Raw genomic sequence first — 25,319 nt, 5'->3', positions numbered from 1 at the left:
CCATGAGCGAGAACGCATTGACCATCAACGGCGGCAGCGCCGCTCCCGCCCTTCCGGCCTCCCTGTCGCCCGCCATCGGCGGCGGCAAGGGGATCGACGCGATCCGCGCCCGGATCACCGGCTTCATGAAGCAGCCCGCCGTGGCGAAGAGCCTGCCTCTGCTGGGCCTGCTGGGCGTGGCGGCGATCGCCGGCGCGGCCTGGCTGGCGCTGCGCGAGCCGCCGCAGCGCGACCTGTTCCGCGGGCTGCCCGATGCGGACAAGTCGGCCGTCGCGCAGGTGCTGGACCAGAACGGCATCCGCTACGACTTCGACAATGGCGGCGGGATGACCGTGGCCGAGGACGATTATTTCAAGGCGAAGATGATGCTCGCCGCGCAGGGCCTGCCCAAGAGCGCGCCCGACGGCAACAGCATGATCGACAGCCTGCCGATGGGCGCCAGCCGCGCCGTCGAGGGCGAGAAGCTGCGCTCCGCCCGCGAGATGGACCTAGCCCGCACGATCGAGGCGATCGACAGCGTCGAGAGCGCGAAGGTGCACCTGGCGGTCGAGCCGCCCAGCGTCTTCCTGCGCGACCGGGCGAAGCCGTCCGCTTCCGTCATGCTGCGCCTGGCGCAGGGGCGGACGCTGACCGATGCGCAGGTGAGCGCCATCGTCCACCTCGTCGCCTCGTCGATCCCGGAGCTCAGCCCCGACGATATTTCCGTGGTCGACCAGAATGGCCGGCTGCTCAGCAACAATGACGGCAACGCCGCCGACGACCGGCAGCTCGCCATCCAGACGCGGATCGAGGACCGCTATCGTCAGTCGGTGGTCGCGCTGCTGACCCCGATCCTGGGCGCCGGCAAGTTTTCGACCGAGGTCCATGCCGAACTGAACTTCGCCGAGCGGCAGGCGACGCGCGAAACCTATCCGCAGGACGAGGCGCGGCTGCGCAACGAACAGGGCAGCTGGTCGTCCGACGAACGCGGACAGAAGGCGGGCGAGGCGAGCGGCGTCCCCGGTGCGCTCAGCAACCAGGCGCCGGTCAACCCGACCGTCACCCAGACCAATCCGAACGGCCAGGCGGTTGCGCAGGGCCAGACCGCTGACGGCAGCCAGGCGAACCAGCCCGCGACCCCCGGCCTGCCGCCGATGAAGACCGAGGAGACCTTCAACCGGAGCTTCGAGCTGGGCCGCGAGGTTTCCGTCACCCGCGACGCGGTGGGCACCGTCAAGCGCCTGTCGGTCGCCGTGGCGCTCGACACCGGCGCGGACGGCAAGCCGCGCAGCGCGCAGGAAATCGCCGCGCTCGAGGCGCTGGTGAAGGGCGCGATCGGTTTCGACCAGACGCGGGGCGACGTGGTCGCCCTGTCCTCCCGCGGCTTCGCCAAGGCGGAGGAAGTGCAGACGCCCTGGTACGAGGCGGACTGGATGTCGCCGCTGGTGCGCAACGTGTCGGCCCTGCTGGTCGCGCTGCTGGTGATCTTCGGCATCGGCCGCCCGCTGCTCAAGCGCCGCGCCGCCGCCCAGGAGGCGCAGGCGGCGCAGGCCGCAGCGACCGGGCAGAAGATCGGCCGGGAGATTTCGGGCGAGCTGACCCGCCAGGCGGTGGAGGCCCCCGATCCCGCGCGCCCCGTCACGCTCGACATGATTTCCTCCACCCATGATTATGCCCAGCGCGCCGACTTGATCCGCAACTTCGTGAAGCAGGATCCCGACCGCGCCGCGCTGGTGGTCCGCGACCTCCTGAAGGAGGGGAAGAAGGAAAATGCCTGAGATCGTCCCCGGCCGCCCCGAGCCGCTGAAGGGGAGCGCCGCCGCCGCCGTCCTGCTGATGCTGTTCGACGAGGATGAGGCCGCCCAGATCCTGTCCCGGCTGGAACCCGAAGAGGTCCGCCAGCTCGGCTATGCGATGTACGATGTCGCCGACGTCGAGATCGAGGAAGTGAACGAGGCGCTCGACCATTTCGTCACCAAGGCGAAGAAGCGCACCACCATCGGCTATGGCGCGACCCGGCACATCCGCGGCGCGATGACCAAGGCGCTGGGCGAGGAGCGGGCCGAGACCATCCTGGCGCGGATCACCCCGCCGACGCGCTCGACCCAGCTCGAAATGCTGAAGTGGATGGACGCCAAGGAGATCGCCGCGCTGATCGAGGCGGAGCATCCGCAGATCATGGCGATCGTGCTCGCCCATCTGGAAGCGCCCGTCGCCGCCGACGTGCTGCAACTGCTGCCGGCCGAATATCAGGAGGAGATCGTCTATCGCATCGCCACCCTGGGGCCGGTTTCCAACGAGGCGCTGGACGACCTGGAGCAACTGCTGCTGCGCGGTCCGGCGAAGAAGCAGGGCGCGGCGTCGCAGCGCGGCGGCACGGTCGAGGCCGCGGCGATCATGAACAACGTCCGCAAGGACAATGAGCAGCGGATCATGAAGGCGGTCGCCAAGCGCGACAAGATGATCGCCCAGACCATCGAGGAGGAGATGTTCGTCTTCGACAACCTCATCGACATGGACGACAAGAACCTGGGCACGCTGATGCGGACCATCGACAGCACCGTGCTGGTGGTCGCGCTGAAGGGCACCAACGACATGCTGAAGGCCAAGATCTTCGGGTCGATGTCGGCGCGCGCCGCGCAGGCCATTGCCGACGAGATCGAGGAGCGCGGACCCATCCGCCTGGCCGAGGTGATCGATGCGCAGAAGCTGATCATCGCCACCGCCCGCCGCATGGCGGACGCGGGGACGATCATGCTGGGCGGCAAGGGGAATGATTTTGTCTAGGATCTGGTCTGCCGGTGGGCAGGACGTGGCGAGCGTATCCGTCGCGGGCGTGCGCCCCGTTTCCGGCGGCGGATTCCGCAGCCTCTATACGGGGGTGCCGGGGCGGCAGGCTGCGGTCTATGCCGATCCCGAACCGGACGCCGACCCGGTCGAGCAGGCGCGGATGGAAGCGTTCGCGCTTGGCTTCGACGAGGGATGCCGCGTGACCGGCGAGGCGATGCAGGCCGAGACCGACGCCTGCCAGCGGCTCGCCGAGGCGCTGGAACTGCTGGCCCCCGCGCCGAGCGGGATGCTGTCCACCATGCTGTCCGCCACCGTGGTCCGCCTGGTCGAGCAGATCGTCGGCGAGGTGGAGATCGACATTGAGCGCCTGCTCCAGCGCTGCGACAGCGTCGCCGCCTTCATCGAGGACAATGAGGGGAAGGGCGCGCTGCACCTGCACCCCGAGGACGTCGCGCTGGTCGAGGGCCATGATGTCGGCGTCCGCCTGGTCGCCGACCCCGCGATGAAGCGCGGCTGCGTGCGGCTGGAGACGGCGGACGGCTGGGTCGAGGACGGCCCGGACGTGCGCCTGTCCCGCCTGCGCGCGCTGCTCGACGACATGGAGGGCAAGCCTTGATCCGCGCGGCGCTGGCGCAGGCCGAAACGCTGTTCGACCATCTGCAGGTGCAGAACCGCCAGCCGCGCCATGTCGGCCGGCTGGTCAGCCATGACGCGGGCATGCTGGAGGTGACGGGTTTCCGTCGTCCCATCGGCGCGGGCGCGCGGGTGATCGCCGCCGACGACACGGTGGCGCGCGCCGAGGTCGTCGGCTTCCGCGGCGACCGCACCCTGCTGGTGCCGCTTGACAGCGATGCGCCGCTGGAAAATGGCGCGCGGGTCGAACCCGATAGCCAGGCCAACATGGTGCAGGTGGGCGAGGGTCTCATCGGCCGCGTCATCGACGCCATGGGCCAGCCGCTCGACCGCAAGGGACCGATCATCGCGGGGGGCTCCTGGCCGCTCAACGGCGTCAAGGGCAATGTCCTCGACCGGGGCAGGGTCACCGAGCCGTTCGACCTCGGCGTGCGCGCGGTCAACGCGCTGCTGACCGCTGGGCGCGGCCAGCGCATCGCCATCATCGCCGGGTCGGGCGTCGGCAAGTCGGTGCTGATGGGCCAGATGATCCAGGGCGCCGAAGCCGACATCGTCGTCGCGGGCCTGATCGGCGAGCGCGGCCGCGAGGTCAGCGATTTCCTGGAAACGAAGCTCAAGGGCGCGATGCACAAGTCGATCGTCGTCGCCGTGCCGGCCGACCATCCCCCCGTCCTGCGCCTGCGCGCCGCCGCGCGCGCCACCGCCATCGCCGAATATTTCCGCGCGCGGGGCAAGAAGGTGCTGCTGCTGATCGACAGCCTGACGCGCTGCGCCCATGCCCAGCGCGAAATCGGCCTGGCACTGGGCGAGCCGCCCGCGATGAAGGGCTATCCGCCCTCCGCGCTCGCGCTGATCCCGCGGCTGGTGGAGCGCGCCGGGGTCGATGCCCGCAGCGGCGGGTCGATCACCGCGCTCTACACCGTGCTGGCCGACGGTGACGACACCGACGATCCGATCGTCGACGCCGCCCGCGCCATCGTCGACGGGCATTTCGTGCTGTCGCGGCACCTGTCCGAGCAGGCGATCTTCCCCGCGATCGACATCGGCAAGTCGCTGTCCCGCGTCATGGCCGATGTCGTGCCGGACGCCCATAGGCAGGCAGCCGCCGCCTATCGCCGCCTGTGGGCCGCCTATGAGGAGAATCGCGACCTGATCCTGATGGGCGCCTACCGCCCGGGCAACGACCCCGTGATCGACGAGGCGGTGCAGCGGCGGCAGGAGATCCTGGATTTCATCCGGCAGGACCAGAAGAGCCGCATCGACCTGCCCACCAGCGCCGCCGCGCTCGTCGCCGAGTTCGGCGCGTGAAGGGGCTGGTCGCCCGCCGTCAGCGCGTGCTGCGCGTGCGCCACGTCCAGCACGCCATGGCCGTCGCCGACACCGCGCGCGCCCGCGACGAGGCGGAGGGCATCGCCCGCAATGTCGAGCGGCTGCGCAAGGTGCGCGGCGACCTGTTCGCCAATGAAGGCGTCGCCACCGGCGCGTCCTTCGCGGCGATGCAGGAGCTGGCGGGCCGGCTGGAACGGGCGGGGCGCCAGCTGGACGGCGCGCTCTACGACGCCCGCCGCAAGGTGGAGGCGAAGGAGGGCGCGACCATCGCCGCCAATCGCGAGAAGGAGATCGCCGCCCGGCTGAAGGAGCGCGCCCGCGCCGAGCTGGAGGAATGGCGCGAGAACAGGCTGGCCGCGCTGCCGCGCTACCGCCGGATGCAAAGGGCTGGAAGGGACGAATGACGATCATCTCAAGCCTGAAGGCCCTGCTCTTCGCGCCGGCGCAAGCGGGGGCAGCGGCGGGCCAGCCCGCCACGGCGAAGGAAGGGGGCTTTGCCGCCCTGCTCGACCGGACGCTCGGCACGCGCGAGGGGAAGGTGACGGGGCTGACGCTTGCCCTGCCGCTGCCACTGCCGATCCTGCCCGTTGCCGAAGAGGCGGCTGCCGCCATGCCTGGCGAGGGCAAGCAGGAAGCGGGGGAAGCCAAAGGCGATGACCTGCCGGTGGTCGCCGACGATGAGGCTGCTGCGATCCCCGTGTTCGCCATGGCCGCAGCGCCCGTTCCGCCGCCCGCTTCGCCACAGGCCGAAGCGGGTACCGCGCCGTCGCAGGGCGCGACCGCACCCTCTCTTCCAGGTCAACCGCCTATTCCGCCCAAGGCGCAGGAGTCCGTCCCGCCCATGGTGCAGCACGCCGAGGGGGAGAAGGTTTCCGCGCCCGATGCGCTTGCCCTGCTCCAGATCGTCCAGCGGCAGGCCGCCGGACAAGCGGACACCGCTGCTGCGAGCACTGACGCGGATTCCGCGCGGAGGTCGGACGACACGCCATCATCGACGCCGCCGGTGGCAAGTGCGCCTCCGCCGCTTGCGGCTCCCGCCTCTCCGGCACAGCCGCAACCTGGCGCGCCGGCCGCTCCGATTCCGGATCTGTCCGCCAGCATCGGCGGGCAGATCGTGGACATGGGCGTGTCGGGCCAGTGGATCGACCGGCTCGCGCATGACATCGCAGGGCTATCGGCTGACGGGGCGCAGGGCCGGTTCCAGCTGCAAACCGAGGCGTTGGGGCCGGTGCAGGTCGATATCCGCCACGGCGCGGAGGGCGCAGCGATCAGCCTGACTGTCGCCACCGAAGCCGCCGAGACCGTACTGCGGCGCGAGAGCGCGCAACTCCGCGTCGAGGCCGAACATGCCTCGGTGCGGATCGCCGATGTGCGGATCGAGCGCGCACCCGTCGCGGAGGCGGCGCGCAGCGACGGCGGATTGGCGCAGCAGCAGCATCAACATCCCGGCCATGGCGGATCGCACGCCTGGCAGGGCACCCAGCAGGGCATGGGACAGCCGTCCGGCCAGGGACGCTGGCAGCAGCGCGAAAATATCGTGCCGGCCCATAAAGCGCCCGCCGACCCGGCCGTTCTTAACCATGAGGACGCCGCCCGGCCGGGCGCGGACGCCGCGCGTGCGCGCTACGCCTGAGCGGCATCACTAGGGGACTTTCGACGATGAGCGACGACGCCAAGGCCAAGAAGAAAAAGGGCGGGGGCATGAAGATGATCATCATGCTGGTCGTCGCCATGATCCTGGGCGGCGCCGGCGCGGCAGGCGGCCTGTACGCGGCCGGATTCTTCAGTCCCAAGGCGGAAGGCCCCAAGGAAGACCCGAACAAGCCCGTGCTCGTCCTGGCCGGCGAAAGCGCCGAGGACGTCGCCAAGGCGCATGGCTGGAGCGGTGGCGGCGGCGAAGGCGGCGGCCATGGCGGGGGCGCAGAGGGCGCGCACGCCACGGCCGGTCATGCTCCGGGCAAGGGCATCGACCTGCCTACCCCGGCGAACCCGGCCGCCTATCAGGCGACCTATTTCCAGCTGCAGACGCCCTTCACCTCTAACATGTCGGACACCGACGCCTTCGCGCAGATCTCCATCGCCGTGTCGACCTATTACGACATGCGGGTGATCGACGCGATCAAGACCCATGAGATGGCGATCCGCAGCCAGGTGCTGATGCTGCTGGCGCAGCAGCCCGAGGCGATGCTGTCGACGCCCGAAGGCAAGCAGCAGCTGCAGAAGAAGATCAAGGCGACGATCAACGACATATTGAAGCAGAAGACCGGCTATGGCGGCGTCGACAATGTCTACTTCACCAATTTCGTGATCCAGTAGGATATTTTCGATGAGATCGACCCGTTCGTCCTGAGTAGCCACTGAGCCTGTCGAAGTGGCGTATCGAAGGTCGGGGCCAGGCGCGACGGTGCTTCGATACGGGTCTTCGCCTTCGTTCAGCCCCTACTCAGCACGAACGGCTGTGCCTTTGTCGAAGCGTCGGGCCGGGCGTCGACGCGTGCTTAACGTTTCCTTTACCAGATTCGTTTGTAATGGCCCTGCCTGAATGCCGGGAAGTCCCCCGGCCGCCAGGCAGGGGACCAACATGCAGGACGTTCAGACCTACGCCTTCGGGCGCGGGGAGCCGCAGGCGCCAGTGATGCTGTCGGGGCTGGACCGGCTGGGCGAGAAGCTCGGCCGGCGCCTTCGTGCCGTGATCGAACCGATTTCGGGCGTGCGCCCGCATGTGACGGCGCACGAGGCGCAACTGATCGACTTCGGCGCCTGGTCGGCGCCATTGCCACCCTTCTGCAGCATTTCGCTTTATCGCCTGCTGCCGCTCAAGGGCCAGGTGCTGCTCCGCATGGACGCGGAGATGATCTCCACCCTGGTCGACTGTTTCTATGGCGGCATCGGCAACCGGCCGCTGCCCGCGCGCGGCGAGTTCACCCCCACCGAAGACCGGCTGATCGCCCGCCTGTCCGACGCCGTCATGGTGCGGCTGGTCGAGACCTGGGCCGATGTCCTGCCGCTGGAGGCCGGGCTGATCCTGCGCGAGAACGGCATCGGCCATGCCTCCGCAGCGCAGCCGGGCGACCAGATGGTGCTCCAGCGCTTCGAGATCAGCCTGACGCGCGACCAGGCGTGGCCGATCGACATTCTTTTCCCGCTGTCCGCGCTGCGCGCCGTCGAGGGGCTGACCGGCACCAAGGTCGCCGCCGACGAGGAGCATGTCGACCCGATCTGGCAGGCGCGGATCGCGCGGCGCATGCACGACATCCGCCTGCCCGCGCGCACCGTGCTGGCGCGGCCCCATCTCTCGCTGGCGGAGCTGATGCAGCTCAAGGCCGGCGACATCATTCCGGTGACGATCGGACGCAGCATGCCGCTGATCGTCGGCAACCGCATCGTGGCGCACGGCACCATCGGCGAACAGGACGGGCGCGCCGCATTCCAGATCGAAAAGCTTGCACAGGGAAACGACCAATGAGCGACATGACCGAAGCCCCCAAGCTGGATGCCGCCGGCATCGATCCGGTGGGCCGGATGACCAGCAACCGCCAGTTCAAGCTGCTGGCCGACATTCCGGTGCGCATGTCGGTGGAGGTCGGATCGACCTCGCTGCGCCTCGCCGAAGTCATGGACCTGGCCGAGGGCGCCATCGTGGAGCTGGACCGCCAGGCCGACGACCTGCTCGACATCATGGTCAACGGCGCCCTGATCGCGAAGGGCGAGGTGGTCACCATCAACGGCCGCTACGGCATCCGCATCGTCGAGATCGCCGCCACCGAGACCCGCCTTGCCGGCGTGGAACGGCGCGGCTGATCGCATTCCCGGCTTTTTAGCGCTTGCCATAAGGCGCGTTTGTGCTGATCGGATGGCGCGTTAACCATATTCGCGGGGCCGCATCATGTTCTGGTATTTCGTCAAACTGCTGATCCTGCTGCCGCTGGTCGGCGGCATGGCCTTTGGCGCGCTGTGGCTGTGGCGCAAATACCAGCCGGGCATGATGGTCGGCCAGTCCGACCGCTCGCTGAAGGTGCTGGAGGCGCTGCCGATGGGCACCTTCGGCAAGCTGGCGGTGGTGGAGTTCGAAGGGAAGAAGATCCTGCTGTCGGTCACGCGCGGCAAGATCGAGAAGATCGCGGAAGGCGACCCCTATCGTGCGCGCTAGGACGTTCCTGATCGGGGGCATCGCCGTCGCCGGCGCGCTGCTGCTGATCGAACCCGCCTTCGCCCAGGCCGTGCCCGCCGCGGCGCCGCCCGCGCCCGTCGACAATGGCGGCGCGCTGACCCGGGCGATGGGCCAGATTTCCGGCGACGGCCGCCCGCTGTCGCTGTCGCTCCAGATCCTCGTCCTCATGAGCCTGCTGACGGTGCTGCCGTCGCTGATCCTCATGATGACCAGCTTCACCCGCATCATCATCGTGCTGTCGCTGCTGCGCCAGGCGCTGGGATTGCAGCAGACGCCGCCCAACCAGGTGCTGGTCGGCCTGTCGCTGTTCCTGTCGCTGTTCGTGATGCGTCCCGCCATCGACCAGATCAACGCCCAGGCCTTCGACCCCTATGGCAAGGGGCAGATCCCCATCGAGGAGGCGGTCGGCCGCTCGGGCCGGGTGCTGCACGGCTTCATGGTGAAGCAGACGCGCGAGAGCGACCTCAAGCTGTTCCAGAACCTGGCGGAGGCGCCCGCCTTCCGCAGTTCGGCCGATATTCCCTTCACCATCCTGTTGCCGGCCTTCGTGACGAGCGAGCTCAAGACCGCCTTCCAGATCGGCTTCATGATCTTCCTGCCCTTCCTCATCATCGACCTGGTCGTCGCCTCCACGCTGATGGCGCTGGGCATGATGATGCTGTCGCCCACGATCATCTCCATGCCGTTCAAGCTGCTGCTGTTCGTGCTGGTCGACGGCTGGGCGCTGACCATGGGGTCGCTCGCCGGCTCCTTCGCGACCTAGGCGGACCATGGAGAACGCCGATTTCTTCATGGGCCTTGCCCAGCAGGCGCTGTGGATCACGGCGCTTGCGGCCGCGCCCATCCTGATCCCCGCGCTGATCGCGGGCGTGCTGATCGGCATGGTGCAGGCCGCGACCTCGATCAACGAGCAGACGCTGAGCTTCATCCCCAAGATCATCGTGGTGGGCGCGATGCTGGCGCTGTTCGGCGGGTCGATCATGGTGCTGCTGGCCGACTTCACCCGCGAGATATTTGAGCGCATCCCGGACCTGCTGCAATGATGGCGCCGGGCTTCGCCAATGTGGAGGTGCAGCTCTGGATCTGGCTGATCGCGATGATCCGCCCCGGCGCGGCCTTCATCGCGGCGCCGGTGTTCGGCGCGCCCGCCGTCCCGCTCCAGCTGCGCCTGATCCTCAGCCTCGCGCTCGGCATGGCGGCGCTCAACAGCGTGACGATCCAGCTGCCGCAGGACGGCATCGCCAGCTTCGAGGGCGTGATGCTGGTCGCGGGCGAGGTGCTGGCGGGGCTCGCCATGGGGTTCGCGGTGCAGATCGGCTATGCCGCCGCCTTCGTCGCGGGCGAGACGATTGGCAACGCCATGGGGCTGAACTTCGCCGCCATGGTCGATCCGTCATCGGGCCAGGCGACGCAGGCGGTGGGGCAGTTCCTGTCGATCCTGTCCACCTTCCTGCTGCTGGGCATGGACGGGCACCTGCTGCTCGTCAGCTTCGTGGTGCACAGCTATCAGGCGTTGCCGCCGGGCGCGGCGATGCTGGGCAACGACACGGTGTGGCGCCTCGTCGAGTTCGGCGGCACGCTGCTGGGCGCGGGGGTCACGATCGCCCTGCCGGTCGGCTTCGCGCTGGTGCTGGTGCAGATCGTCATGGGCATGCTGGCGCGCACCGCGCCGTCGCTCAACCTGTTCGCCGTCGGCATGCCGGTCGCCATGATGGCCGGCCTCGTCCTGCTCGCCATCGCCGCGCCGGTGATGGGCGAGGGGGTGACGGCGGCGCTCAAGGCCGGGCTGGACCAGGCCCAGTCGATCGCGGAAGGACGCTGAGCGATGGCGGAAGGCCAGGGCGGCGAAAAGACCGAGAAACCGACAGCCAAGAAGCTGCAGGATGCCGCCAAGAAGGGCGACATCCTCCAGTCGCGCGAACTGGCGACGGCGCTGGTGGTGATGGCCGGCATCGGCTGGATCGCCGTCACCGGGCCGTCACTGGTCGAGGCGCTGTCCGACATGCTGGTGGAGGCGCTGCGCTTCCGCCGCGAGGATATCGTCGACTTCGCCCCCGCCGACCGGGGCTGGGCGCTGCTGTCGGGCATTGCCCTGCCGGTCAGCGGCATCCTGCTCGCCACCCTGCTCGCCGCCATTGCCGCGCCCGCGCTGCTGGGATCGCTCGGCTTCCGCCCCGGCGGTTTCGCGCCCAAGGCGTCGAAGCTCAACCCCGCCGCCGGCCTCAAGCGCATGTTCGGCATGCAGGGGCTGATCGAGCTGCTGAAGTCGATCGCCAAGGTCGGCCTGCTGGGCGCGATCGGCCTCTGGGTGATCTGGGACCGGCTGACCGCGATCGTGGGCTTGGGCAAGGCTGGCGTGGCGCCCGCCATGGCGAGCCTGGGCGACATGTTCGTGATGACCTGCCTCATCATGGCGGGCGGCCTGTTCCTGATCGCCGGCATCGACGTGCCCGCGCAGATCATGCAGCGCGCCAAGCGCCTGGCCATGACCAAGCAGGAGATCAAGGACGAGAACAAGGAAAGCGAAGGATCGCCCGAGCTGAAGGGCCATATCCGCCGCAAGCAATATGAGGTGCTGAACGGTTCCACCCGCAAGGCGGTGCAGGAAGCCAGCGTCATCATCACCAACCCGACCCATTTCGCGGTCGCGCTGCGCTATCGCCCGGGGCAGGACGCCGCGCCCGTGGTGGTCGCGCGCGGCTGCGATGCGATCGCGGCGGCGATCCGCGAGCTGGCCGACGCGAGCAGCGTGCCGGTGCTGCAATATCCCGAACTGGCGCGCGCCATCTACTTCACGTCGCGCGCCGGGCAGATCGTCAACGAAGGGCTCTACATGGCGGTGGCGACGGTGCTGGCCTTCGTCTTCCGGGTCGAAAACCGCATGGCGAGCGAGATGGACCGGCCGTTCATTGCCGTGCCCGACGACCTGCGCTTCGATGCGGAAGGAAAGAAGTTGTGACGATCCGGCCGCTGCCGCCGGGGCTGGATCTGGCCGCGGTGGGCGCCGGGTTGTTGCTCCTCGTCGGCGTGCCCTTCTATCTGCTGACGCTGCAGACCGGCGTCGGCATCCCGCGCGACGGCACGTCGCTAGTGGTCGGGCGCGATTTCCTGAACCTCTGGATGGTCGGCCGCGCGGCCTGGGAGCCCGATCCGGCGCGCTATTACGACATCGCCACCTATCTGGCCGCATTGGGCGAGCAGGTGGGGGCGGGCTATCCGGGCCAGCTCTGGTCCTATCCGCCCTCCAGCCTGCTCATTGGCGCGCCGTTCGGCCTGTTGCCCTATTTGCCGGCATTGCTGTTGTGGACTCTGACGGGGCTCGGCGCCTTCGCCGCCGCGCTGCGGCTGTGGACGCGCGACTGGCGGGTGATCGGCATCCTTCTGGCGTCGCCCGCCGCGCTGTTCGGCCTCCTCTCGGGGCAGTTCGCCTGCCTCGCGGCGGCGATCATCCTGTCCGTCCTGCATTGGCGGGAAAGCCGGCCCTGGCTCGCCGGGGCGCTGCTCGGCCTGCTGACCGTCAAGCCGCAGCTGGGGCTGCTCTTCCCCGTGCTGCTGCTGGTAACGGGCAACTGGCGCGCGATCCTCTCGGCTTGCGCGACAGCGCTCGGGCTGGCGCTGGCCGTCGCGCTGCTCTGGGGCCCGGATATCTGGCGCGTCTACCTGGTGCAGGGGATCGCCAACCAGTCGCTCGTGCTGTCCGATCCCGATCATCTGGCCGGGCCGTTCATGGCAACCCTGTTCATGAACCTGCGCTCGGCGAGCGTTTCGATTCCGGTGGCGAGCGCGGTGCAGACGCTGCTGTCGATCGCGGCCGTGGCGCTGACGGTCTGGCATTTCCGCGCGCGGCCGGCTGCGGAAGACAGAAAGGCGAACCTGATCTTCCTCGCCTGCGCGGTGTCGGTGACGCCCTATATGCTGTCCTATGACACGCTGGCCGTGGCGGCGATGGCCGTGCTGGTGATCGCGCGGGGGGAGGGGAACAGCGCGCTGCTTCTGCTTTTCTACCTGCCGCTGCTCCAGATGGTGGCGGGACCGGTTGGCATTCCGGGGCTTGGGCTGGTGCCGATCGCGCTGGCATGGATGCTGCTGCGCGGGCACGGCGAAGAAAATCGCGATGGTGAACTAAAGTTTAGCCGCATTCGTCCGTAAAAGCTTCATGGGGACGCATGATTATGGTGCGTCATGAACGATTATTTTTCGCGCGGCGAGGTATCGCAGGTCGACCGGGGCGCGGTGCGCGCCTCTCCGGCCGTGCCCGCCGTCGCGCCGGTTTCGGCCGGGGCGGAGACACGCGGGCAGGACAGCTTTGGCAGCCGCCAGCGGATATTGCCGGTGGACATCGACCTCGCCGCCCTTGACGAGGACGCGGCGGGCGCCGCCGAATATGCGAAGGTTCACGCCCGCATCGCCGACATCCTCGCCGACCTTCGGGCGGACAATGCCAACACATCGGTGGAAAGCGCCGCCGGTGCGATCCAGTCGATGCTGCCCGCGCCGATCATCATCGTGCCGCTGCCGCCCGCCAGCAAGGAAACGGTGGAGCAGGCGGTGCGCCTGGCCAAGCGGATCGCGGCGCAGGGCGACCATGCCCGCACGGCGCAGGCGCATCTGAAGCGCGGCACGGTGGACCAGATTCTCTCGGCGGCTGTTTAGCGACCCTGCCAAGCCCCCTTCCAGCTCGTCATGCTGGCCTTGTTTCAGTGCAGCCGAGGCACGTGACTCGGCTGCACATGGTGCCCCACCAACCAAGGCTCGATCCGGTAAAATGGACCCTGAAACGAGTTCAGGGTGACGAGTAGGGAAAAGCGAGGGGTGAAGACGCCGCTCATCCCATGCGCGAAAATCATTCCTAAAGGTCTTCGCCCTAGGGCCGTTCTCTCTTCCTGAAAGGACGGCTCATGGCTTCGATCAGCAGCAGCATATCGACCGCGCTCGGCATTGGCTCCGGCATCGATACCCAGGCGCTCGTCGCCAGCCTGGTGAGCGCGACGCGCGATCCCAAGGAAAAGGTCATTACCGATCGCCAGAGCCTGAACAGCGCGCGCATTTCCGCGCTCGCTTCGGCTTCCAGCTCGCTCGATACCTTCGCCGACGCGCTCAACAGCCTGCTGGCCGGCACCGGTTTCTCGGGCACCCCGACCTCCAGCGACGAAAGCATCGCATCGGTCAGCCTGCTGCCCGGCGGCGTGCCCGCTGGCCTGCCCGCGAAGCTGGAGGTGCAGCAGCTCGCCTCCGCGCGCATCCTGGCTTCCACCTCCGTTGCCGATGCGACCGCCAGTACGGCAGTGGGCCAGGGCACGCTGACGCTGACGGTCGGCGGCACGAGCAAGACGATCACGATCGATTCGACCAACGACAGCTATGCGGGCCTGGCCAAGGCGATCAACGATGCGGGCATGGGCGTCACCGCCTCCGTCGTCACCGACAATAACGGCACCCGCCTGGTCATGAAGGGCCAGACGGGCGCGGCCAACGATTTCAGCCTGGCCGCCGGCACCGGCGCGGACCTCGCCAAGTTCGCCTGGAACGGCACGGACAGCGCGACCATGAAGTCGGCCGGCGCGCCGCAGGACGCGATCATCAAGATCGACGGCGTGGAGCAGCATTACAGCAGCAACAGCATCGACACCGCGATCGCCAACCTGCGCATCGACCTGAACAAGGCTGTACCGGGCCAGCCGGTGACGCTGGCCAGCAGCGAGCCGACGACGTCGATGCGCGACCTGGTGGTCGAGTTCGTCGACGCCTACAACACACTGATGAAGGCGCTGAACACGGCGACCGCCACGGGCACGGACTCGTCGAACGCGGGCGTGCTGAACGGAGAGGCGTCGATCCGCGACATGAAGCGGCAGCTGGCCGCCATGACCTCCACGGCGCTCGCCGGGACGGGCACCTATCGCACCCTGTCCGACATCGGCATCGGCACCAACCGGGACGGTACGCTGACGCTGGACACCAATGCGCTGGACAAGGCGATCGCCGCCGATCCGGCCGGGATCACCCAGCTGCTCAATCCGGCGGTCAAGTCGGCCTCTAATCCGGGCCTGGCCGGCCTGATGGACGGCGTGCGCGACAAGATCCAGCAGAAGGACGGCGCGCTCGCGCAGTCGCAGGCGAAATACAAGGCGCTGGCGGAGGATCTGGCCGACCAGTTCGACAAGCTGGACGAGCAGATGGCCGATTATCAGGCGCAGCTCACCAGCGTCTATTCCAAGATGGAAACGCGACTCAACGCGCTCAAGGCGACCCAGAGCTATCTGGAGCAGCAGATCGCGGTCTGGAACAACAGCGACAATTGATCGGGGACGAAAGACTCATGTTCTATAATCAGGGCTATGCGGGTTCGGCGGCGGCACGGCGCTATGCGGCGGTGCATTCGGGCAGCCGGATCGAGGGCGCCACGCCGCACGCGCTGGTCAAGATCCTGTTCGACGAGCTGTTGATCGCGCTCGATGCCGCCGCGCTGGCTGAGCGCCAGCAGGACCGCGTCAAGGTGTCCGACAAGCAGGCGCGTGCCATGTCCATCCTGTTCGCGCTGGAATCGAGCCTGGACTTCGACAAGGGCGGCGACATCGCCACCGGCCTTGCCCAGATCTACCGCGAGGCGCGCCGGCTGCTGCTGGTGGGCGCCAAGGAGCGCCGCGCCGAGCCGGTCGAGGATGCGCGCACCATGATCGCCGAGATCGCCGACGCATGGGGCCAGATCGGGTAGGGGCATCCCTTCCTCCGTTCGCCCTGAGCTTGTCGAAGCCTGTCCTGAGCGCCTGCCCTGGCAGGCAGTCGAAGGGGGTTTCCCTTCTCTTCAAGAAAATGCAGGGCTTCGACAAGCTCAGCCCGAACGGCGGGAAGGTAGGCCATAGTTCCACGCCTTTCCTCCCGGACCGGCCTGCCAGCCGGGGTTGCGCGGTCTTTCCGCCGCCTGTATAGGCAGCGCTCGCAATAGGCGGCCCGGCGGGGGCCGCCTTTTTGCGTTTGGACGAACATCAGCCCAGAAAGGGAAGGCCCATGTCGATTACGCCGCTCATGCCCGTTTACCCCCGGTGCGATGTGCGTCCGGTCCGAGGCGAGGGCTGCTACCTGATCGGCGAGCGCGGCGAGCGCTATCTGGACTTCGCCAGCGGCATCGCGGTCAACCTGCTGGGCCACGGCCATCCGAAGCTGGTGAAGGCGATCGCCGACCAGGCGGCGACGCTGATGCACACGTCGAACCTGTACGGCATGCCGCTGGGCGAGAAATTCGCGCAGAAGCTGGTCGACACCACCTTCGCCGACACGGTGTTCTTCACCAATTCCGGCGCCGAGGCGGTGGAATGCGCGATTAAGACCGCGCGCCGCTATCATTATGCCAATGGCGAGGCGCATCGGCACAAGATCATCAGCTTCGACAACGCCTTCCACGGGCGGACGCTGGGGACGATTTCCGCCACCAGCCAGCCCAAGATGCGCGACGGGTTCGAGCCGCTGCTGCCCGGTTTCCAGGTGGTGCCGTTCAACGATCTCGAAGCGGCGACGGCGGCGGTCGACGACAACACCGCGGGCTTCCTGCTGGAACCCGTGCAGGGCGAAGGCGGCGTCACCCCGGCGACCGCCGAGTTCCTGACCGGCCTGCGCACGCTGTGCGACGAGAAGGGGCTGCTGCTGATCCTGGACGAGGTGCAGTGCGGCTATGCCCGTTCCGGCACCTTCTTCGCCCATGAACAGTACGGCATCGTGCCGGACATCATGGCGGTGGCGAAGGGCATCGGCGCGGGCTTCCCGCTCGGCGCCTGCCTCGCGACCGAGAAGGCGGCCAAGGGCATGGTCTTCGGCACCCACGGGTCCACCTATGGCGGCAACCCGCTCGCCATGGCGGTGGGCCTTGCCGTGCTGGACGAGGTGCTGGGCGAGGGCTTCCTCGACCGTGTGAAGGCGATGGGCGCACGCCTGCGCGCCGCGCTGGAACAGCTGATCCCCAACCATGACGGCATGTTCGAGGATGTGCGCGGCATGGGCCTGATGCTGGGCGTCAAGATGAAGGATACGCACGACGCGCGCGCCTTCGTCGGCCATTTGCGAGACCATCATGGCCTGCTGACGGTGTCGGCGGGGCAGAATGTGCTGCGCATCCTGCCGCCGCTCGTCATCGACGAAAGCCATATCGCCGAAGCCATCGAGAAGATCTCCGCCGGCGCGCGGAGCTTCGCGGAGGCGAAAGCGGCCTGACGATGAAATTCCCGTTCGTGCTGAGTAGGGGCTGAGCTTGTCGAAGTTGAGCAGGTCGGATCGTCCCCCGGACGATCCTGAACCATCCGGGGGATGGTTCACCTGCTCAAGTACCGAAGCATCAGGCGCCACGCTTGGTCCTTCGATACGCCATTCGACTTCGTTCAATGGCTACTCAGGACGAACGGATGTTTTGGGGGACGTTCCCAAATGACCAAGCATTTCCTGAATCTTACCGACGCGGGCGGCGACGCGATCGCCGCGATGATTGCCGACGCCATCGACCGGAAGGCGGCGCGGGCGGGCCTGCCCAAGGGGCGCGCCGATGCCGACGCGCCGCTCGCCGGCCACACGCTGGCGATGATCTTCGAGAAGAATTCGACGCGGACTCGCGTGTCGTTCGACATGGCGGTCCGCCAGCTCGGCGGCACGTCGCTGATCCTGGACGGCGCGACCAGCCAGCTCGGCCGGGGCGAGACCGTCGCCGACACCGCGCGCGTGCTCAGCCGCATGTGCGACGCGATCATGATCCGCACCGATGATCATGCGAAGATCGAGGAGATGGCGCAATATGCTACGGTGCCGGTCATCAACGGCCTCACCGACCTGTCGCATCCCTGCCAGATCGTCGCCGACCTGCTGACCGTGGTGGAGCATGGGCTGGCGCTGCCGGGCAGCCAGTGGGCGTGGCTGGGCGACGGCAACAATGTGCTGCATTCGATCATCGAGGCGGCGGGCCTGATGAAGTTCGACGTGCGCATCGGCGTGCCGCAAGGCTATGATCCCGATCCCGCCTTCGCTGCGGCCGCCCAGGCTGCGGGATCGCGCATCATCCTGACCCGCGATCCGGTGGAGGCAGTGGCCGGGGCGGATGTCGTCGTCACCGACACCTGGATCTCCATGGGCCAGGCCCATGCGGAGGAGAAGCTGGCGGCGATGATGCCCTATCAGGTGACGCCCGCGCTGATGGCGCAGGCCAAGCCCGGCGCCAATTTCCTCCACTGCCTGCCAGCCCATCGCGGCGAGGAAGTGGTGACGGAAGTGATCGACGGGCCGCAGTCGCTGATCTGGGACGAGGCGGAAAACCGCATCCACGCCCAGAAGTCGGTGCTGCTCTGGGCGCTTGGAAAGCTGTCCGCCTGACCTATATCCGCGTCTTTCCACGACAGACGTTCGTCCCGCGCCTGTCGAAGACCCTGTTCCTCTTTCATGGAGAAGGGGCCTTCGGCAGGCTCGGTCCGAACGGAACAAAGGACGCGCCGTGATTTCCCCCACCATCGACCAGGCCCTCGGCTTCACCATTCCTTCCCGCAATGCGCGCGGCCGGGTCGTCCGGCTGGGACCGGTGCTGGACGAGGTGCTGGCCGCCCACGCCTATCCGCCGGTGATCGAGCGGCTGCTGTCCTCCGCGCTGGTGCTCGCGGCGTTGCTCGGCAGCACGCTCAAGGATGCCGGCGGGCAGCTGACGCTGCAGGCGCAGACCGAAAATGGCGCCGTCAGCCTGCTGGTCGCCGACTACAAGGGCGGCGAGGTGCGCGGCTACGCGCAGTTCGATGCCGACCGACTGGCGGAGGTCGGGTCCGACCCCACGCTGTTCGGCCTGTTCGGCAAGGGCTATCTGGCGATCACCTTCGACCAGGCGGTCACGGGCGAGCGCTATCAGGGCATCGTCCCGCTGGAAGGCGATTCGCTCGCCAAGGCGGCCGAGCATTATTTTTTCCAGTCGGAACAGATCCCCAGCGTCCTGCAGATCGCGACCAGCCATGGCGCGGATGGCCGATGCATGGCCGCCGGGCTGCTGCTCCAGCACCTGCCCGAGGGCGAGGTCGGCCGCGAGCGGCTGCACGTTCGCCACGACCACCCCGAATGGGAGCATGTGCAGGCGCTGGCGGCGACGCTGAAGGACGGGGAACTGACCGACGGGACGCTGCCGTTGACCGACATCGTCTGGCGGCTGTTTCACGAGGAAGAGGAAGTGCGGGTCACCGATCCGGTGCCGCTGAGCAAGGGCTGCCGCTGCGACCTGTCCCACATCCGCGGCGTCATCGGGCGTTTCTCGGCGGAGGAGCGGGCGGAGATGGCGGACGAGAAGGGCATCATCGGCGTCGATTGCGCCTTCTGTTCGCGCCTGTTCCCCGTCGCGCTCGACAGCTTCGCCTGACGTGCTGCAACGCGGCAATTGGGGCAGGTTCGTCCGTTCCTTGCTATCAAAATGCCGCAATCATGTGCGACAGCATGATCGACCGGATGGCATGTGTCGGCATGTCGTCGGCGACTTTCCTGAGCAAGCGGGGGCTGCGACGACGATGAACAGGGCAATGCTGCGCGCGCTGGGCGCCACCGCCGCGATGATGACAGCAGGATGGGCGGGCGCCGTGCAGGCGCCGTCGCTGACGGCGCTCGGCCAGCTGGAGGCCGGCGAATGGGAGCTGCACGAACGCGGCGAGACGAGCATGCGCCGGCTGTGCGTGCAGGACATGCGGCAGTTCCTGCACCTGCGTCATCCGGCGGGCAGCTGCCGCGATTTCGTGGTCAGCGACGCCGCCGAAGCCGGCAGCGTCACTTATGACTGCGCCGCCGCCGGCAACGGACGCACCGACATCCGCATCGAAACCCCCCGGCTGGTGCAGATCCGGACCCAGGGCATCGCGGGCGGCGCACCTTTTTCCGTCGAGGTGGAAGGCCGCAGGATCGGTGCATGCCGCTGAGGGCGCGCGGTCTTGCGCTGCAGCGCCCGGAGGCGTAGCGCGACCCCATGGCCGCCAATAATGAAGGTAAATTCGCCGTCGTCCTGCTTTCGGGCGGGCTCGACTCCATGGTCGCCGGCGGGCTGGCGCGCGAAGCGGGTTTTCGCGTCCTCGCCCTGTCCATCGACTACAACCAGCGCCACCGGCTGGAACTGCGGGCGGCGGGTCGCGTCGCGACCGCGCTCAACGCGATCCGTCACATCGTGCTGCCGCTCGACCTGCGCGCCTTTGGCGGATCGGCGCTGACCGCCGACATCGCCGTGCCGAAGGGCGGTGTGGGGGCGGAGATCCCCATTACCTATGTGCCGGCGCGCAACACGGTCTTCCTGTCGCTGACCCTTGGCCTGGCCGAGGTGGCGGGCGCGCAGGACATCTTCATCGGCGTCAACGCGCTCGACTATTCGGGCTATCCCGACTGCCGGCCGGAGTTCATCGACGCATTCCAGAAGATGGCGGCGCTCGCCACCAAGGCGGGCGTGGAAGGGCATCCGGTGCGGATCAACGCGCCGCTCCAGCATATGAGCAAGGCCGACATCGTGCGCGAGGCGCATCGGTTGGGGCTGGATGCGGGGATGAGCTGGTCCTGCTACGATCCGACGCCCGATGGGCGGCATTGCGGCCTGTGTGACAGCTGCCGCCTGCGCGCCAAGGGCTTCGATGAAGCGGGCCTGCCCGATCCCACCGTCTACGCCACCAGGCCCTGACGGGGCGGATTATGAGCTACGCGGTCAAGGAGATGTTCCTGACCCTGCAGGGCGAAGGGGTGCAGGCGGGGCGGCGCGCGGTCTTCCTGCGCTTTGCCGGCTGCAACCTGTGGAGCGGCCGGGAGCAGGACCGGGCGAGTGCGATCTGCCGCTTCTGCGACACGGATTTCGTCGGGACCGACGGCCTGGGCGGCGGCAGGTTCGCCGATGCTGCAGCGCTGGCGGATGCCGCGCTCGGCTTCTGGGGCGAGGGCGGGGAGGGGCGCTACATCGTGCTGACCGGCGGCGAGCCCATGCTTCAGGTCGACGATGCGCTGGTCGAGGCGCTGCACGCGCGCGGGTTCACCATCGCGATCGAGAGCAACGGCACCTTGCCGGTCCATCCCGGCATCGACTGGGTATGCGTCAGCCCCAAGGCGGGCAGCACGGTGGTCCAGACCCGCGGCGACGAGCTGAAGCTGGTCTGGCCGCAGCCCGGCGTCGGGCACGGCCCGGACGACCTGGCGGCGATGGAGGGCTGGGCCTTCGACCATTTCCTGATCCAGCCGCTGGACGATCCCCACGCCGCGGACAATGCGCGGGCCGCCATCGATGTCGTCATGGCGCGGCCGCGCTGGCGACTGACGGTGCAGGCGCATAAATATCTCGGATTGCGGTAGCCGGCGCACGACAGCAGGTCTGGGTGGGGAGTGGCCATAACCTCCGTTCGTCCTGAGTAGCCACTGAGCTTGTCGAAATGGCGTATCGAAGGACCGATGTCGTGCGCTGCCCCGATGCCATGGGCGTCCGGCGCCGGACCGTCGAGCATGCGTTCGGCACGCTCAAGTCCTGGATGGGAAGCACGCATTTCCTGACCAAAACGCTCAGGAACGTCTGAACCGAGATGAGCCTTTGCGTGCTCGCCTACAACAGGAAGCGGATGATCCAGATCATGGGCATCCAACCCCTCATCGCTGCAATCCGGACCCGACCGGTCGCGGATTTCCCAGGTGTCCGCCCGCACCGACCAACGGAATGCCTGGCCCACGGCATCCAACCCCGCGGCGTTTCGACACAGCCTCTGGCGGCAACCGGTCATCCGCGGGGATGGCTCGCCATCGCCCTGGTACGGCCCGGCCCCATCGTCGCCGTCTGGTGCGCATGCGGAACCTGCTTTTCTGGAGCGCGCTGCTGACTCTGCCGGCGATGGCCGGCGCAGCGCCCCGGCTTTCATCGCCGTTCGGTTATCGGGTCGATCCCATCGACGGCCGCCATCTGATGCACAGCGGCATCGACCTGCCGAGCCCGGCCGGCACGCCGGTCCGCGCCGCCGCCGGCGGCGTGGTGCGTTTCGCCGGGCTCCGGGGCGGCTACGGCCTGATGATCGAGCTTCAGCATCCCGACGGCAGCCGGACCCGCTATGCGCATCTCTCCCGCTTGCTCGCGGGGGAGGGCGAGGCGGTCGCCGCGCAAGAGGTGCTGGGGCTGGTGGGCTCCACCGGCCGCTCGACCGGAAGCCACCTGCATTTCGAATATTGGATCGCCGGGCGGCCGGTCGACCCGCTTCCCTATATGGATCTGCCGGCGTCGCGTGTCCCGCCGGCGTGGGGGACAGCGGCAAGGGTGCTTCCCCAGGAACCGCATCGCTCCGCCTTCGCCCGAGCCCGGGATGAAGGGAGGAGGAATCCTGCCGTGCCGGAGCTTCCCGACGGCGACGCCGTCGCCATGCCGTGAGGGATACTGGTTGAACCAAATCCTCCCTTTGCAGGGGAGGGGAACCGCGAAGTGGTGGAGGGGTGTCACGCCAGCAAGAGCGGGACACCCTCCTTCATTGCGCTGAAGCGCCTGCGCCCCGGCCTCAGGCCGGGAACGCGGCCCTCACTTCACGAACGGATCGATCGTCTTGATCGTGCCGTCGGGATTGTAGTGCAGCTCGGTGACCTTCACGTTGCGCAGGCGGGTCTGGCCCGAAAGCTGGCTGTCGGCGTAGAAGAGCCACCATTTGCCGCCCCATTCGACGATCGAATGATGGGTCGTCCAGCCTTCCACCGGCTCCAGGATGCGGCCCTTGTAGGTGAAGGGACCGTAGGGGCTGTCGCCGATCGCATAGACCAGATAATGCGTGTCGCCGGTCGAATAGCTGAAATAATATTTGCCGTTATATTTGTGCATCCATGACGCCTCGAAGAAGCGGCGGTCATGGTCTCCGCCCAGCAGCGGTTTGCCCTTGTCGTCGACGATCTGGATTTCGCGCGGGGTTTCGGCGAATTCCAGCATGTCGCCGCTCATCTTGGCGACGCGCGGAGCGATAGCGGGCTTGTCGTCCTGGCCGAGGTCGGTCTTGGACCCGTTGGGGTCATATTTGCCGCTGAGGTTGCGCTGGAGCTGGCCGCCCCAGATGCCGCCGAAATACATGTAGCTCTGCCCGTCGGTGTCGGTGAACACCGCCGGATCGATCGAGAAGCTGCCCTTGATCGGCTGCGGCTGGGCCTTGAACGGGCCCATCGGGTCCTTGGACGTGGCGACGCCGATGCGGAAGGCGCCCTGCTTGTCCTTGGCGGGGAAGTAGAGATAGTAGGTGTCGCCCTTCTTCGCGGCGTCGGGCGCCCACATCTGCTTGTCGGCCCAGGGCACGTCCTTCACGTCGAGCGCGACCGGGCCGACGGTTACCGGCCCGCCGATCTTGTCCATCGACAGGATGCGATAGTCGCGCATTTCGAAATGCGCGCCGAGATCGTCTTCCGGGGTCGGGCCGTCGATGTCGTGGCTGGGGTAGACGTAGATCTTGCCGTTCCACACATGCGCCGACGGGTCGGCGGTGTAGATGTCCTTGACCAGCGGCTGCGAGAGATAACGGCGGCCGTCGGGCGAGCGGGGTTCGGCGCCGTTCGCCGCATTCGCGGCCGACTGGTTGCCTTCGCCTCCCTGGCAGCCGCCAAGCGCCAGCGCCAGCAGCGCCACGGACGCCAGTTTCATGGTCGGGCCCTTCATCCTGTCTGCTCCTCTCCAAATCCTGCCATGCCCTCGGCATGGGAGGCGATTGAGTAGCGCTATCATAAGCGAGTGGCAATCGCCTGGACGTGTAAAATGGCGATTTTACCGGGAAAGGGAAGTGCTCTGCCGCGGAATGATGGTAGCGCAACCACGGGGCCGGAAAGGCGAAACAACCGTCCGGGTCGCTCTCCATGTCGCGCCGGTCAGACCGGCTGCAATCCCCGCTCCACGATCCGGTTGATCAGGTCGCGATGCTTGGGCAGTCCGGCGCGCAGCTTCTCGGTCTGCGCCGCATTCTCCCGCATCGCCCGCTCCGCCAGGCGGGCGTCGCCACCCAGCGCCTCGGGTTCCACCTCGGTGCGGAAGCCCATGCCGTAAAGCACATATTGGTAGCTGGCGGGCGGGAAGACCTCCTCCACCCGGTCGAATTCGTCATGGAACCAGGGCGACTGGTAGCGCCAGAGCTGCATCAGTTCCTGAAGCCGATCGGGAATGGTCTCCGGCCGGACATTGTCGCGCCAGAAATCGCTGTCAGTCCGCTTTGTCAGCACATAGTGCAGCTTCAGGAAGTCGATGATCCGGCCCCAGCGATAATGGGTCGTCGCGTTGAAGCGCGAGGCGACGATGTCCATCACCTCGCGGCGGGCCGGCATCTGCTCGGCGATCAGCTTGGCCGACAGTTCGATCAGGACGATCGCGGAGGCTTCGAGCGGCTCCAGGAAACCGGCGGCGAGGCCGACGGCGACGCAGTTGCGCTTCCAGAAGGTTTCCCGGTGCCCGGCGTGGATCTTGATCTTGCGCGCGGAAAGCTTCTCGGCGGCCGGGCCGATATAGGCGCGCAGCTCCCGCTCCGCTTCTTCGTCGGAGATATGATTGCTGGAATAGACATGACCGATGCCGCGCCGCGTCGGCAGGCCGATGTCCCAGATCCATCCAGCGCTCTGCGCGGTGGAGATCGTCTGGCTGGCGATCGGATCGTCGGGATCGCCATAGGGCACCTGCATGGCCAGCGCCGTGTCGCAGAACAGCACGTCGCTGCATTCGCGGAACGGCACGCCCATCGCTTCGCCGATCAGCAGCGCGCGGAAGCCGGTGCAGTCGACGAACAGGTCGCCCTCGATCGTGCCGGCCTGCGCGGTGGTCAGGCTGGCGATGTCGCCATCCTCCTTGAGCACGACCTGCTCGACATCGGCGAGGATATGGCGCACGCCCAGCGTCTCGCAGCAATGGCGCTGCAGGAAGCCGGCGAATTTCCCGGCGTCGAGATGATAGGCATAGTTGGCGAGCGCGTCGAACTCGGCCGTCGCCATGGTCTTGGGCGCCAGGCCGTCGTCGCAGATCTTGCCCTGGGCGCAGACCGCGTCGCAGAAGCTGAGATCATCGTTTCGCGCCAGCCAGTGGGGCGCCAGGTTGACCTGGCCGAAGGACTGGGGAAGCACCAGCGGGTGATAATAGGCGTCGTCCGCCTCGCCGGTCGTCCAGCGAGCGAAGCGCGCGCCCTGCTTGAACGATGCGTCGCATTCGCGGAAGAAGGCGGTTTCGGATACGCCCATGCGGGAAAGGGTGGTGCGCAGCGTCGGCCAGGTGCCTTCGCCCACGCCGATGATGGGGGTATTGGGGGATTCGACCAGCGTCACGGTGAAGCCGCCGGGCATCCGGCTCTTGTGCTTCGCGGCGATGACGCCCGCGGTCAGCCATCCGGCCGTGCCGCCGCCCACAATGACGATATGCCGCACAGGATGGGTCATAAGGGTTAGAAGTTCTCAAAAATATGGGGATGTCAACCGC

General features: G+C 67.7%; 27 protein-coding genes and 1 pseudogene. 26 read left to right on the top strand and 2 right to left on the bottom strand.

Annotation, left to right across the window (positions count from 1 at the left end):
* Positions 1 to 2: 2 nt before the first annotated feature.
* The 26 genes and pseudogenes from fliF to M529_RS0124015 all read left to right on the top strand — a co-directional run bounded on the left by fliF (position 3) and on the right by M529_RS0124015 (position 22,271).
* Positions 3 to 1,757 carry a flagellar basal-body MS-ring/collar protein FliF gene (gene fliF / locus M529_RS26685; RefSeq protein WP_021316345.1) on the top strand — a complete coding sequence of 585 codons (1,755 nt, stop codon included), beginning with the start codon at positions 3 to 5 and terminating at the stop codon, positions 1,755 to 1,757.
* Positions 1,750 to 2,766 carry a flagellar motor switch protein FliG gene (gene fliG, locus M529_RS26680; protein WP_021316344.1) on the top strand — a complete coding sequence of 339 codons (1,017 nt, stop codon included), beginning with the start codon at positions 1,750 to 1,752 and terminating at the stop codon, positions 2,764 to 2,766. Before fliF ends, fliG begins: the two co-directional genes overlap by 8 nt.
* On the top strand, positions 2,753 to 3,385 hold the full coding sequence (locus M529_RS26675) for a FliH/SctL family protein (protein WP_031294113.1): 633 nt from the start codon (positions 2,753 to 2,755) through the stop codon (positions 3,383 to 3,385). The genes fliG and M529_RS26675 overlap by 14 nt, the downstream gene beginning before the upstream one ends.
* Positions 3,382 to 4,710, top strand: coding sequence for a FliI/YscN family ATPase (locus M529_RS26670; protein WP_021316342.1), 1,329 nt, complete (start codon positions 3,382 to 3,384; stop codon positions 4,708 to 4,710). Before M529_RS26675 ends, M529_RS26670 begins: the two co-directional genes overlap by 4 nt.
* Positions 4,707 to 5,135 (top strand): hypothetical protein, encoded by a 429-nt coding sequence (locus M529_RS26665; RefSeq protein ID WP_021316341.1) that lies wholly within the window; start codon positions 4,707 to 4,709, stop codon positions 5,133 to 5,135. Before M529_RS26670 ends, M529_RS26665 begins: the two co-directional genes overlap by 4 nt.
* Positions 5,132 to 6,364, top strand: a complete 1,233-nt coding sequence (fliK, locus tag M529_RS47595) for a flagellar hook-length control protein FliK (RefSeq protein WP_021316340.1) — start codon at positions 5,132 to 5,134, stop codon at positions 6,362 to 6,364. Before M529_RS26665 ends, fliK begins: the two co-directional genes overlap by 4 nt.
* Before the next feature lie 26 nt (positions 6,365 to 6,390).
* The gene (locus M529_RS26655; RefSeq protein WP_021316339.1) at positions 6,391 to 7,047 is read left to right on the top strand and encodes a flagellar basal body-associated FliL family protein; all 657 of its coding nucleotides are present in this window, start codon (positions 6,391 to 6,393) and stop codon (positions 7,045 to 7,047) included.
* A 265-nt stretch (positions 7,048 to 7,312) separates the two neighbouring features.
* Positions 7,313 to 8,197: a flagellar motor switch protein FliM gene (locus M529_RS26650; RefSeq protein ID WP_021316338.1), complete on the top strand. Its 885-nt coding sequence runs from the start codon at positions 7,313 to 7,315 to the stop codon at positions 8,195 to 8,197.
* Positions 8,194 to 8,532 carry a flagellar motor switch protein FliN gene (fliN, locus tag M529_RS26645; protein WP_021316337.1) on the top strand — a complete coding sequence of 113 codons (339 nt, stop codon included), beginning with the start codon at positions 8,194 to 8,196 and terminating at the stop codon, positions 8,530 to 8,532. The genes M529_RS26650 and fliN overlap by 4 nt, the downstream gene beginning before the upstream one ends.
* 85 nt (positions 8,533 to 8,617) lie before the next feature.
* The gene (locus M529_RS26640; protein WP_021316336.1) at positions 8,618 to 8,881 is read left to right on the top strand and encodes a FliO/MopB family protein; all 264 of its coding nucleotides are present in this window, start codon (positions 8,618 to 8,620) and stop codon (positions 8,879 to 8,881) included.
* Complete coding sequence (gene fliP / locus M529_RS26635) at positions 8,871 to 9,665, top strand: flagellar type III secretion system pore protein FliP (RefSeq protein WP_021316335.1); 795 nt, start codon at positions 8,871 to 8,873, stop codon at positions 9,663 to 9,665. The genes M529_RS26640 and fliP overlap by 11 nt, the downstream gene beginning before the upstream one ends.
* 7 nt (positions 9,666 to 9,672) lie before the next feature.
* Positions 9,673 to 9,945 (top strand): flagellar biosynthesis protein FliQ, encoded by a 273-nt coding sequence (gene fliQ / locus M529_RS26630; protein ID WP_021316334.1) that lies wholly within the window; start codon positions 9,673 to 9,675, stop codon positions 9,943 to 9,945.
* Positions 9,942 to 10,724, top strand: coding sequence for a flagellar biosynthetic protein FliR (gene fliR / locus M529_RS26625; RefSeq protein WP_021316333.1), 783 nt, complete (start codon positions 9,942 to 9,944; stop codon positions 10,722 to 10,724). The genes fliQ and fliR overlap by 4 nt, the downstream gene beginning before the upstream one ends.
* 3 nt (positions 10,725 to 10,727) lie before the next feature.
* Positions 10,728 to 11,861: a flagellar type III secretion system protein FlhB gene (gene flhB / locus M529_RS26620; RefSeq protein WP_021316332.1), complete on the top strand. Its 1,134-nt coding sequence runs from the start codon at positions 10,728 to 10,730 to the stop codon at positions 11,859 to 11,861.
* The gene (locus tag M529_RS26615; RefSeq protein WP_021316331.1) at positions 11,858 to 13,051 is read left to right on the top strand and encodes a glycosyltransferase family 87 protein; all 1,194 of its coding nucleotides are present in this window, start codon (positions 11,858 to 11,860) and stop codon (positions 13,049 to 13,051) included. The genes flhB and M529_RS26615 overlap by 4 nt, the downstream gene beginning before the upstream one ends.
* A gap of 33 nt (positions 13,052 to 13,084) precedes the next feature.
* Entirely contained in the window at positions 13,085 to 13,555 is a 471-nt protein-coding gene (locus M529_RS26610; RefSeq protein WP_021316330.1) for a hypothetical protein, read from the top strand.
* Between the two features lie 245 nt (positions 13,556 to 13,800).
* Positions 13,801 to 15,204: a flagellar filament capping protein FliD gene (gene fliD, locus M529_RS26605; RefSeq protein ID WP_021316329.1), complete on the top strand. Its 1,404-nt coding sequence runs from the start codon at positions 13,801 to 13,803 to the stop codon at positions 15,202 to 15,204.
* A gap of 17 nt (positions 15,205 to 15,221) precedes the next feature.
* Positions 15,222 to 15,617, top strand: a complete 396-nt coding sequence (locus tag M529_RS26600) for a flagellar export chaperone FliS (protein ID WP_021316328.1) — start codon at positions 15,222 to 15,224, stop codon at positions 15,615 to 15,617.
* A 293-nt stretch (positions 15,618 to 15,910) separates the two neighbouring features.
* A complete protein-coding gene (locus M529_RS26595) occupies positions 15,911 to 17,107 on the top strand; it encodes an aspartate aminotransferase family protein (RefSeq protein ID WP_021316327.1) in 1,197 nt (398 codons plus the stop codon).
* Between the two features lie 210 nt (positions 17,108 to 17,317).
* Entirely contained in the window at positions 17,318 to 18,250 is a 933-nt protein-coding gene (argF, locus tag M529_RS26590; protein WP_021316326.1) for an ornithine carbamoyltransferase, read from the top strand.
* Positions 18,251 to 18,368: 118 nt separating this feature from the next.
* Positions 18,369 to 19,268, top strand: coding sequence for an Hsp33 family molecular chaperone HslO (gene hslO, locus M529_RS26585; protein ID WP_021316325.1), 900 nt, complete (start codon positions 18,369 to 18,371; stop codon positions 19,266 to 19,268).
* A 157-nt stretch (positions 19,269 to 19,425) separates the two neighbouring features.
* On the top strand, positions 19,426 to 19,815 hold the full coding sequence (locus M529_RS26580) for a DUF3617 domain-containing protein (protein WP_021316324.1): 390 nt from the start codon (positions 19,426 to 19,428) through the stop codon (positions 19,813 to 19,815).
* Positions 19,816 to 19,862: 47 nt separating this feature from the next.
* The gene (queC, locus tag M529_RS26575; protein ID WP_021316323.1) at positions 19,863 to 20,558 is read left to right on the top strand and encodes a 7-cyano-7-deazaguanine synthase QueC; all 696 of its coding nucleotides are present in this window, start codon (positions 19,863 to 19,865) and stop codon (positions 20,556 to 20,558) included.
* 11 nt (positions 20,559 to 20,569) lie between these two features.
* Positions 20,570 to 21,217: a 7-carboxy-7-deazaguanine synthase gene (queE, locus tag M529_RS26570; protein WP_021316322.1), complete on the top strand. Its 648-nt coding sequence runs from the start codon at positions 20,570 to 20,572 to the stop codon at positions 21,215 to 21,217.
* Positions 21,218 to 21,327: 110 nt separating this feature from the next.
* Positions 21,328 to 21,522, top strand: a pseudogene (locus M529_RS48005) (transposase); the annotation flags it as partial.
* Between the two features lie 176 nt (positions 21,523 to 21,698).
* On the top strand, positions 21,699 to 22,271 hold the full coding sequence (locus tag M529_RS0124015) for a M23 family metallopeptidase (protein ID WP_021316320.1): 573 nt from the start codon (positions 21,699 to 21,701) through the stop codon (positions 22,269 to 22,271).
* Positions 22,272 to 22,415: 144 nt separating this feature from the next.
* On the opposite strand, the gene M529_RS26565 is transcribed toward M529_RS0124015, so the two are convergent.
* Together M529_RS26565 and M529_RS26560 are read right to left on the bottom strand one after the other, a co-directional pair.
* Entirely contained in the window at positions 22,416 to 23,528 is a 1,113-nt protein-coding gene (locus tag M529_RS26565) for a glycoside hydrolase family 43 protein (RefSeq protein ID WP_021316319.1), read from the bottom strand.
* 206 nt (positions 23,529 to 23,734) lie between these two features.
* A complete protein-coding gene (locus tag M529_RS26560) occupies positions 23,735 to 25,279 on the bottom strand; it encodes a tryptophan halogenase family protein (protein ID WP_021316318.1) in 1,545 nt (514 codons plus the stop codon).
* Positions 25,280 to 25,319 lie beyond the last annotated feature (40 nt).

Origin of the sequence: Sphingobium ummariense RL-3, from assembly GCF_000447205.1 — a bacterium.
Taxonomy (GTDB): Bacteria; Pseudomonadota; Alphaproteobacteria; order Sphingomonadales; family Sphingomonadaceae; genus Sphingobium; species Sphingobium ummariense.
Note: the sequence above shows the minus strand (reverse complement) of the source record. Positions and strands in the feature narration are given on the sequence as shown.

What these genes read in the sequence shown, in the direction of transcription:
- M529_RS0124015 (WP_021316320.1), top strand. Translation starts at nt 21,699, where the DNA reads ATGCGGAACCTGCTTTTCTGGAGCGCGCTGCTGACTCTGCCGGCGATG.
- fliR (WP_021316333.1), top strand. Translation starts at nt 9,942, where the DNA reads ATGATGGCGCCGGGCTTCGCCAATGTGGAGGTGCAGCTCTGGATCTGG.
- fliK (WP_021316340.1), top strand. Translation starts at nt 5,132, where the DNA reads ATGACGATCATCTCAAGCCTGAAGGCCCTGCTCTTCGCGCCGGCGCAA.
- fliF (WP_021316345.1), top strand. Translation starts at nt 3, where the DNA reads ATGAGCGAGAACGCATTGACCATCAACGGCGGCAGCGCCGCTCCCGCC.
- flhB (WP_021316332.1), top strand. Translation starts at nt 10,728, where the DNA reads ATGGCGGAAGGCCAGGGCGGCGAAAAGACCGAGAAACCGACAGCCAAG.
- fliD (WP_021316329.1), top strand. Translation starts at nt 13,801, where the DNA reads ATGGCTTCGATCAGCAGCAGCATATCGACCGCGCTCGGCATTGGCTCC.
- M529_RS26560 (WP_021316318.1), bottom strand. Translation starts at nt 25,279, where the DNA reads ATGACCCATCCTGTGCGGCATATCGTCATTGTGGGCGGCGGCACGGCC.
- M529_RS26610 (WP_021316330.1), top strand. Translation starts at nt 13,085, where the DNA reads ATGAACGATTATTTTTCGCGCGGCGAGGTATCGCAGGTCGACCGGGGC.
- M529_RS26580 (WP_021316324.1), top strand. Translation starts at nt 19,426, where the DNA reads ATGCTGCGCGCGCTGGGCGCCACCGCCGCGATGATGACAGCAGGATGG.
- fliG (WP_021316344.1), top strand. Translation starts at nt 1,750, where the DNA reads ATGCCTGAGATCGTCCCCGGCCGCCCCGAGCCGCTGAAGGGGAGCGCC.
- M529_RS26650 (WP_021316338.1), top strand. Translation starts at nt 7,313, where the DNA reads ATGCAGGACGTTCAGACCTACGCCTTCGGGCGCGGGGAGCCGCAGGCG.
- M529_RS26655 (WP_021316339.1), top strand. Translation starts at nt 6,391, where the DNA reads ATGAGCGACGACGCCAAGGCCAAGAAGAAAAAGGGCGGGGGCATGAAG.
- M529_RS26675 (WP_031294113.1), top strand. Translation starts at nt 2,753, where the DNA reads ATGATTTTGTCTAGGATCTGGTCTGCCGGTGGGCAGGACGTGGCGAGC.
- queC (WP_021316323.1), top strand. Translation starts at nt 19,863, where the DNA reads ATGGCCGCCAATAATGAAGGTAAATTCGCCGTCGTCCTGCTTTCGGGC.
- queE (WP_021316322.1), top strand. Translation starts at nt 20,570, where the DNA reads ATGAGCTACGCGGTCAAGGAGATGTTCCTGACCCTGCAGGGCGAAGGG.
- M529_RS26595 (WP_021316327.1), top strand. Translation starts at nt 15,911, where the DNA reads ATGTCGATTACGCCGCTCATGCCCGTTTACCCCCGGTGCGATGTGCGT.
- M529_RS26565 (WP_021316319.1), bottom strand. Translation starts at nt 23,528, where the DNA reads ATGAAGGGCCCGACCATGAAACTGGCGTCCGTGGCGCTGCTGGCGCTG.
- M529_RS26600 (WP_021316328.1), top strand. Translation starts at nt 15,222, where the DNA reads ATGTTCTATAATCAGGGCTATGCGGGTTCGGCGGCGGCACGGCGCTAT.
- fliN (WP_021316337.1), top strand. Translation starts at nt 8,194, where the DNA reads ATGAGCGACATGACCGAAGCCCCCAAGCTGGATGCCGCCGGCATCGAT.
- argF (WP_021316326.1), top strand. Translation starts at nt 17,318, where the DNA reads ATGACCAAGCATTTCCTGAATCTTACCGACGCGGGCGGCGACGCGATC.
- M529_RS26640 (WP_021316336.1), top strand. Translation starts at nt 8,618, where the DNA reads ATGTTCTGGTATTTCGTCAAACTGCTGATCCTGCTGCCGCTGGTCGGC.
- fliQ (WP_021316334.1), top strand. Translation starts at nt 9,673, where the DNA reads ATGGAGAACGCCGATTTCTTCATGGGCCTTGCCCAGCAGGCGCTGTGG.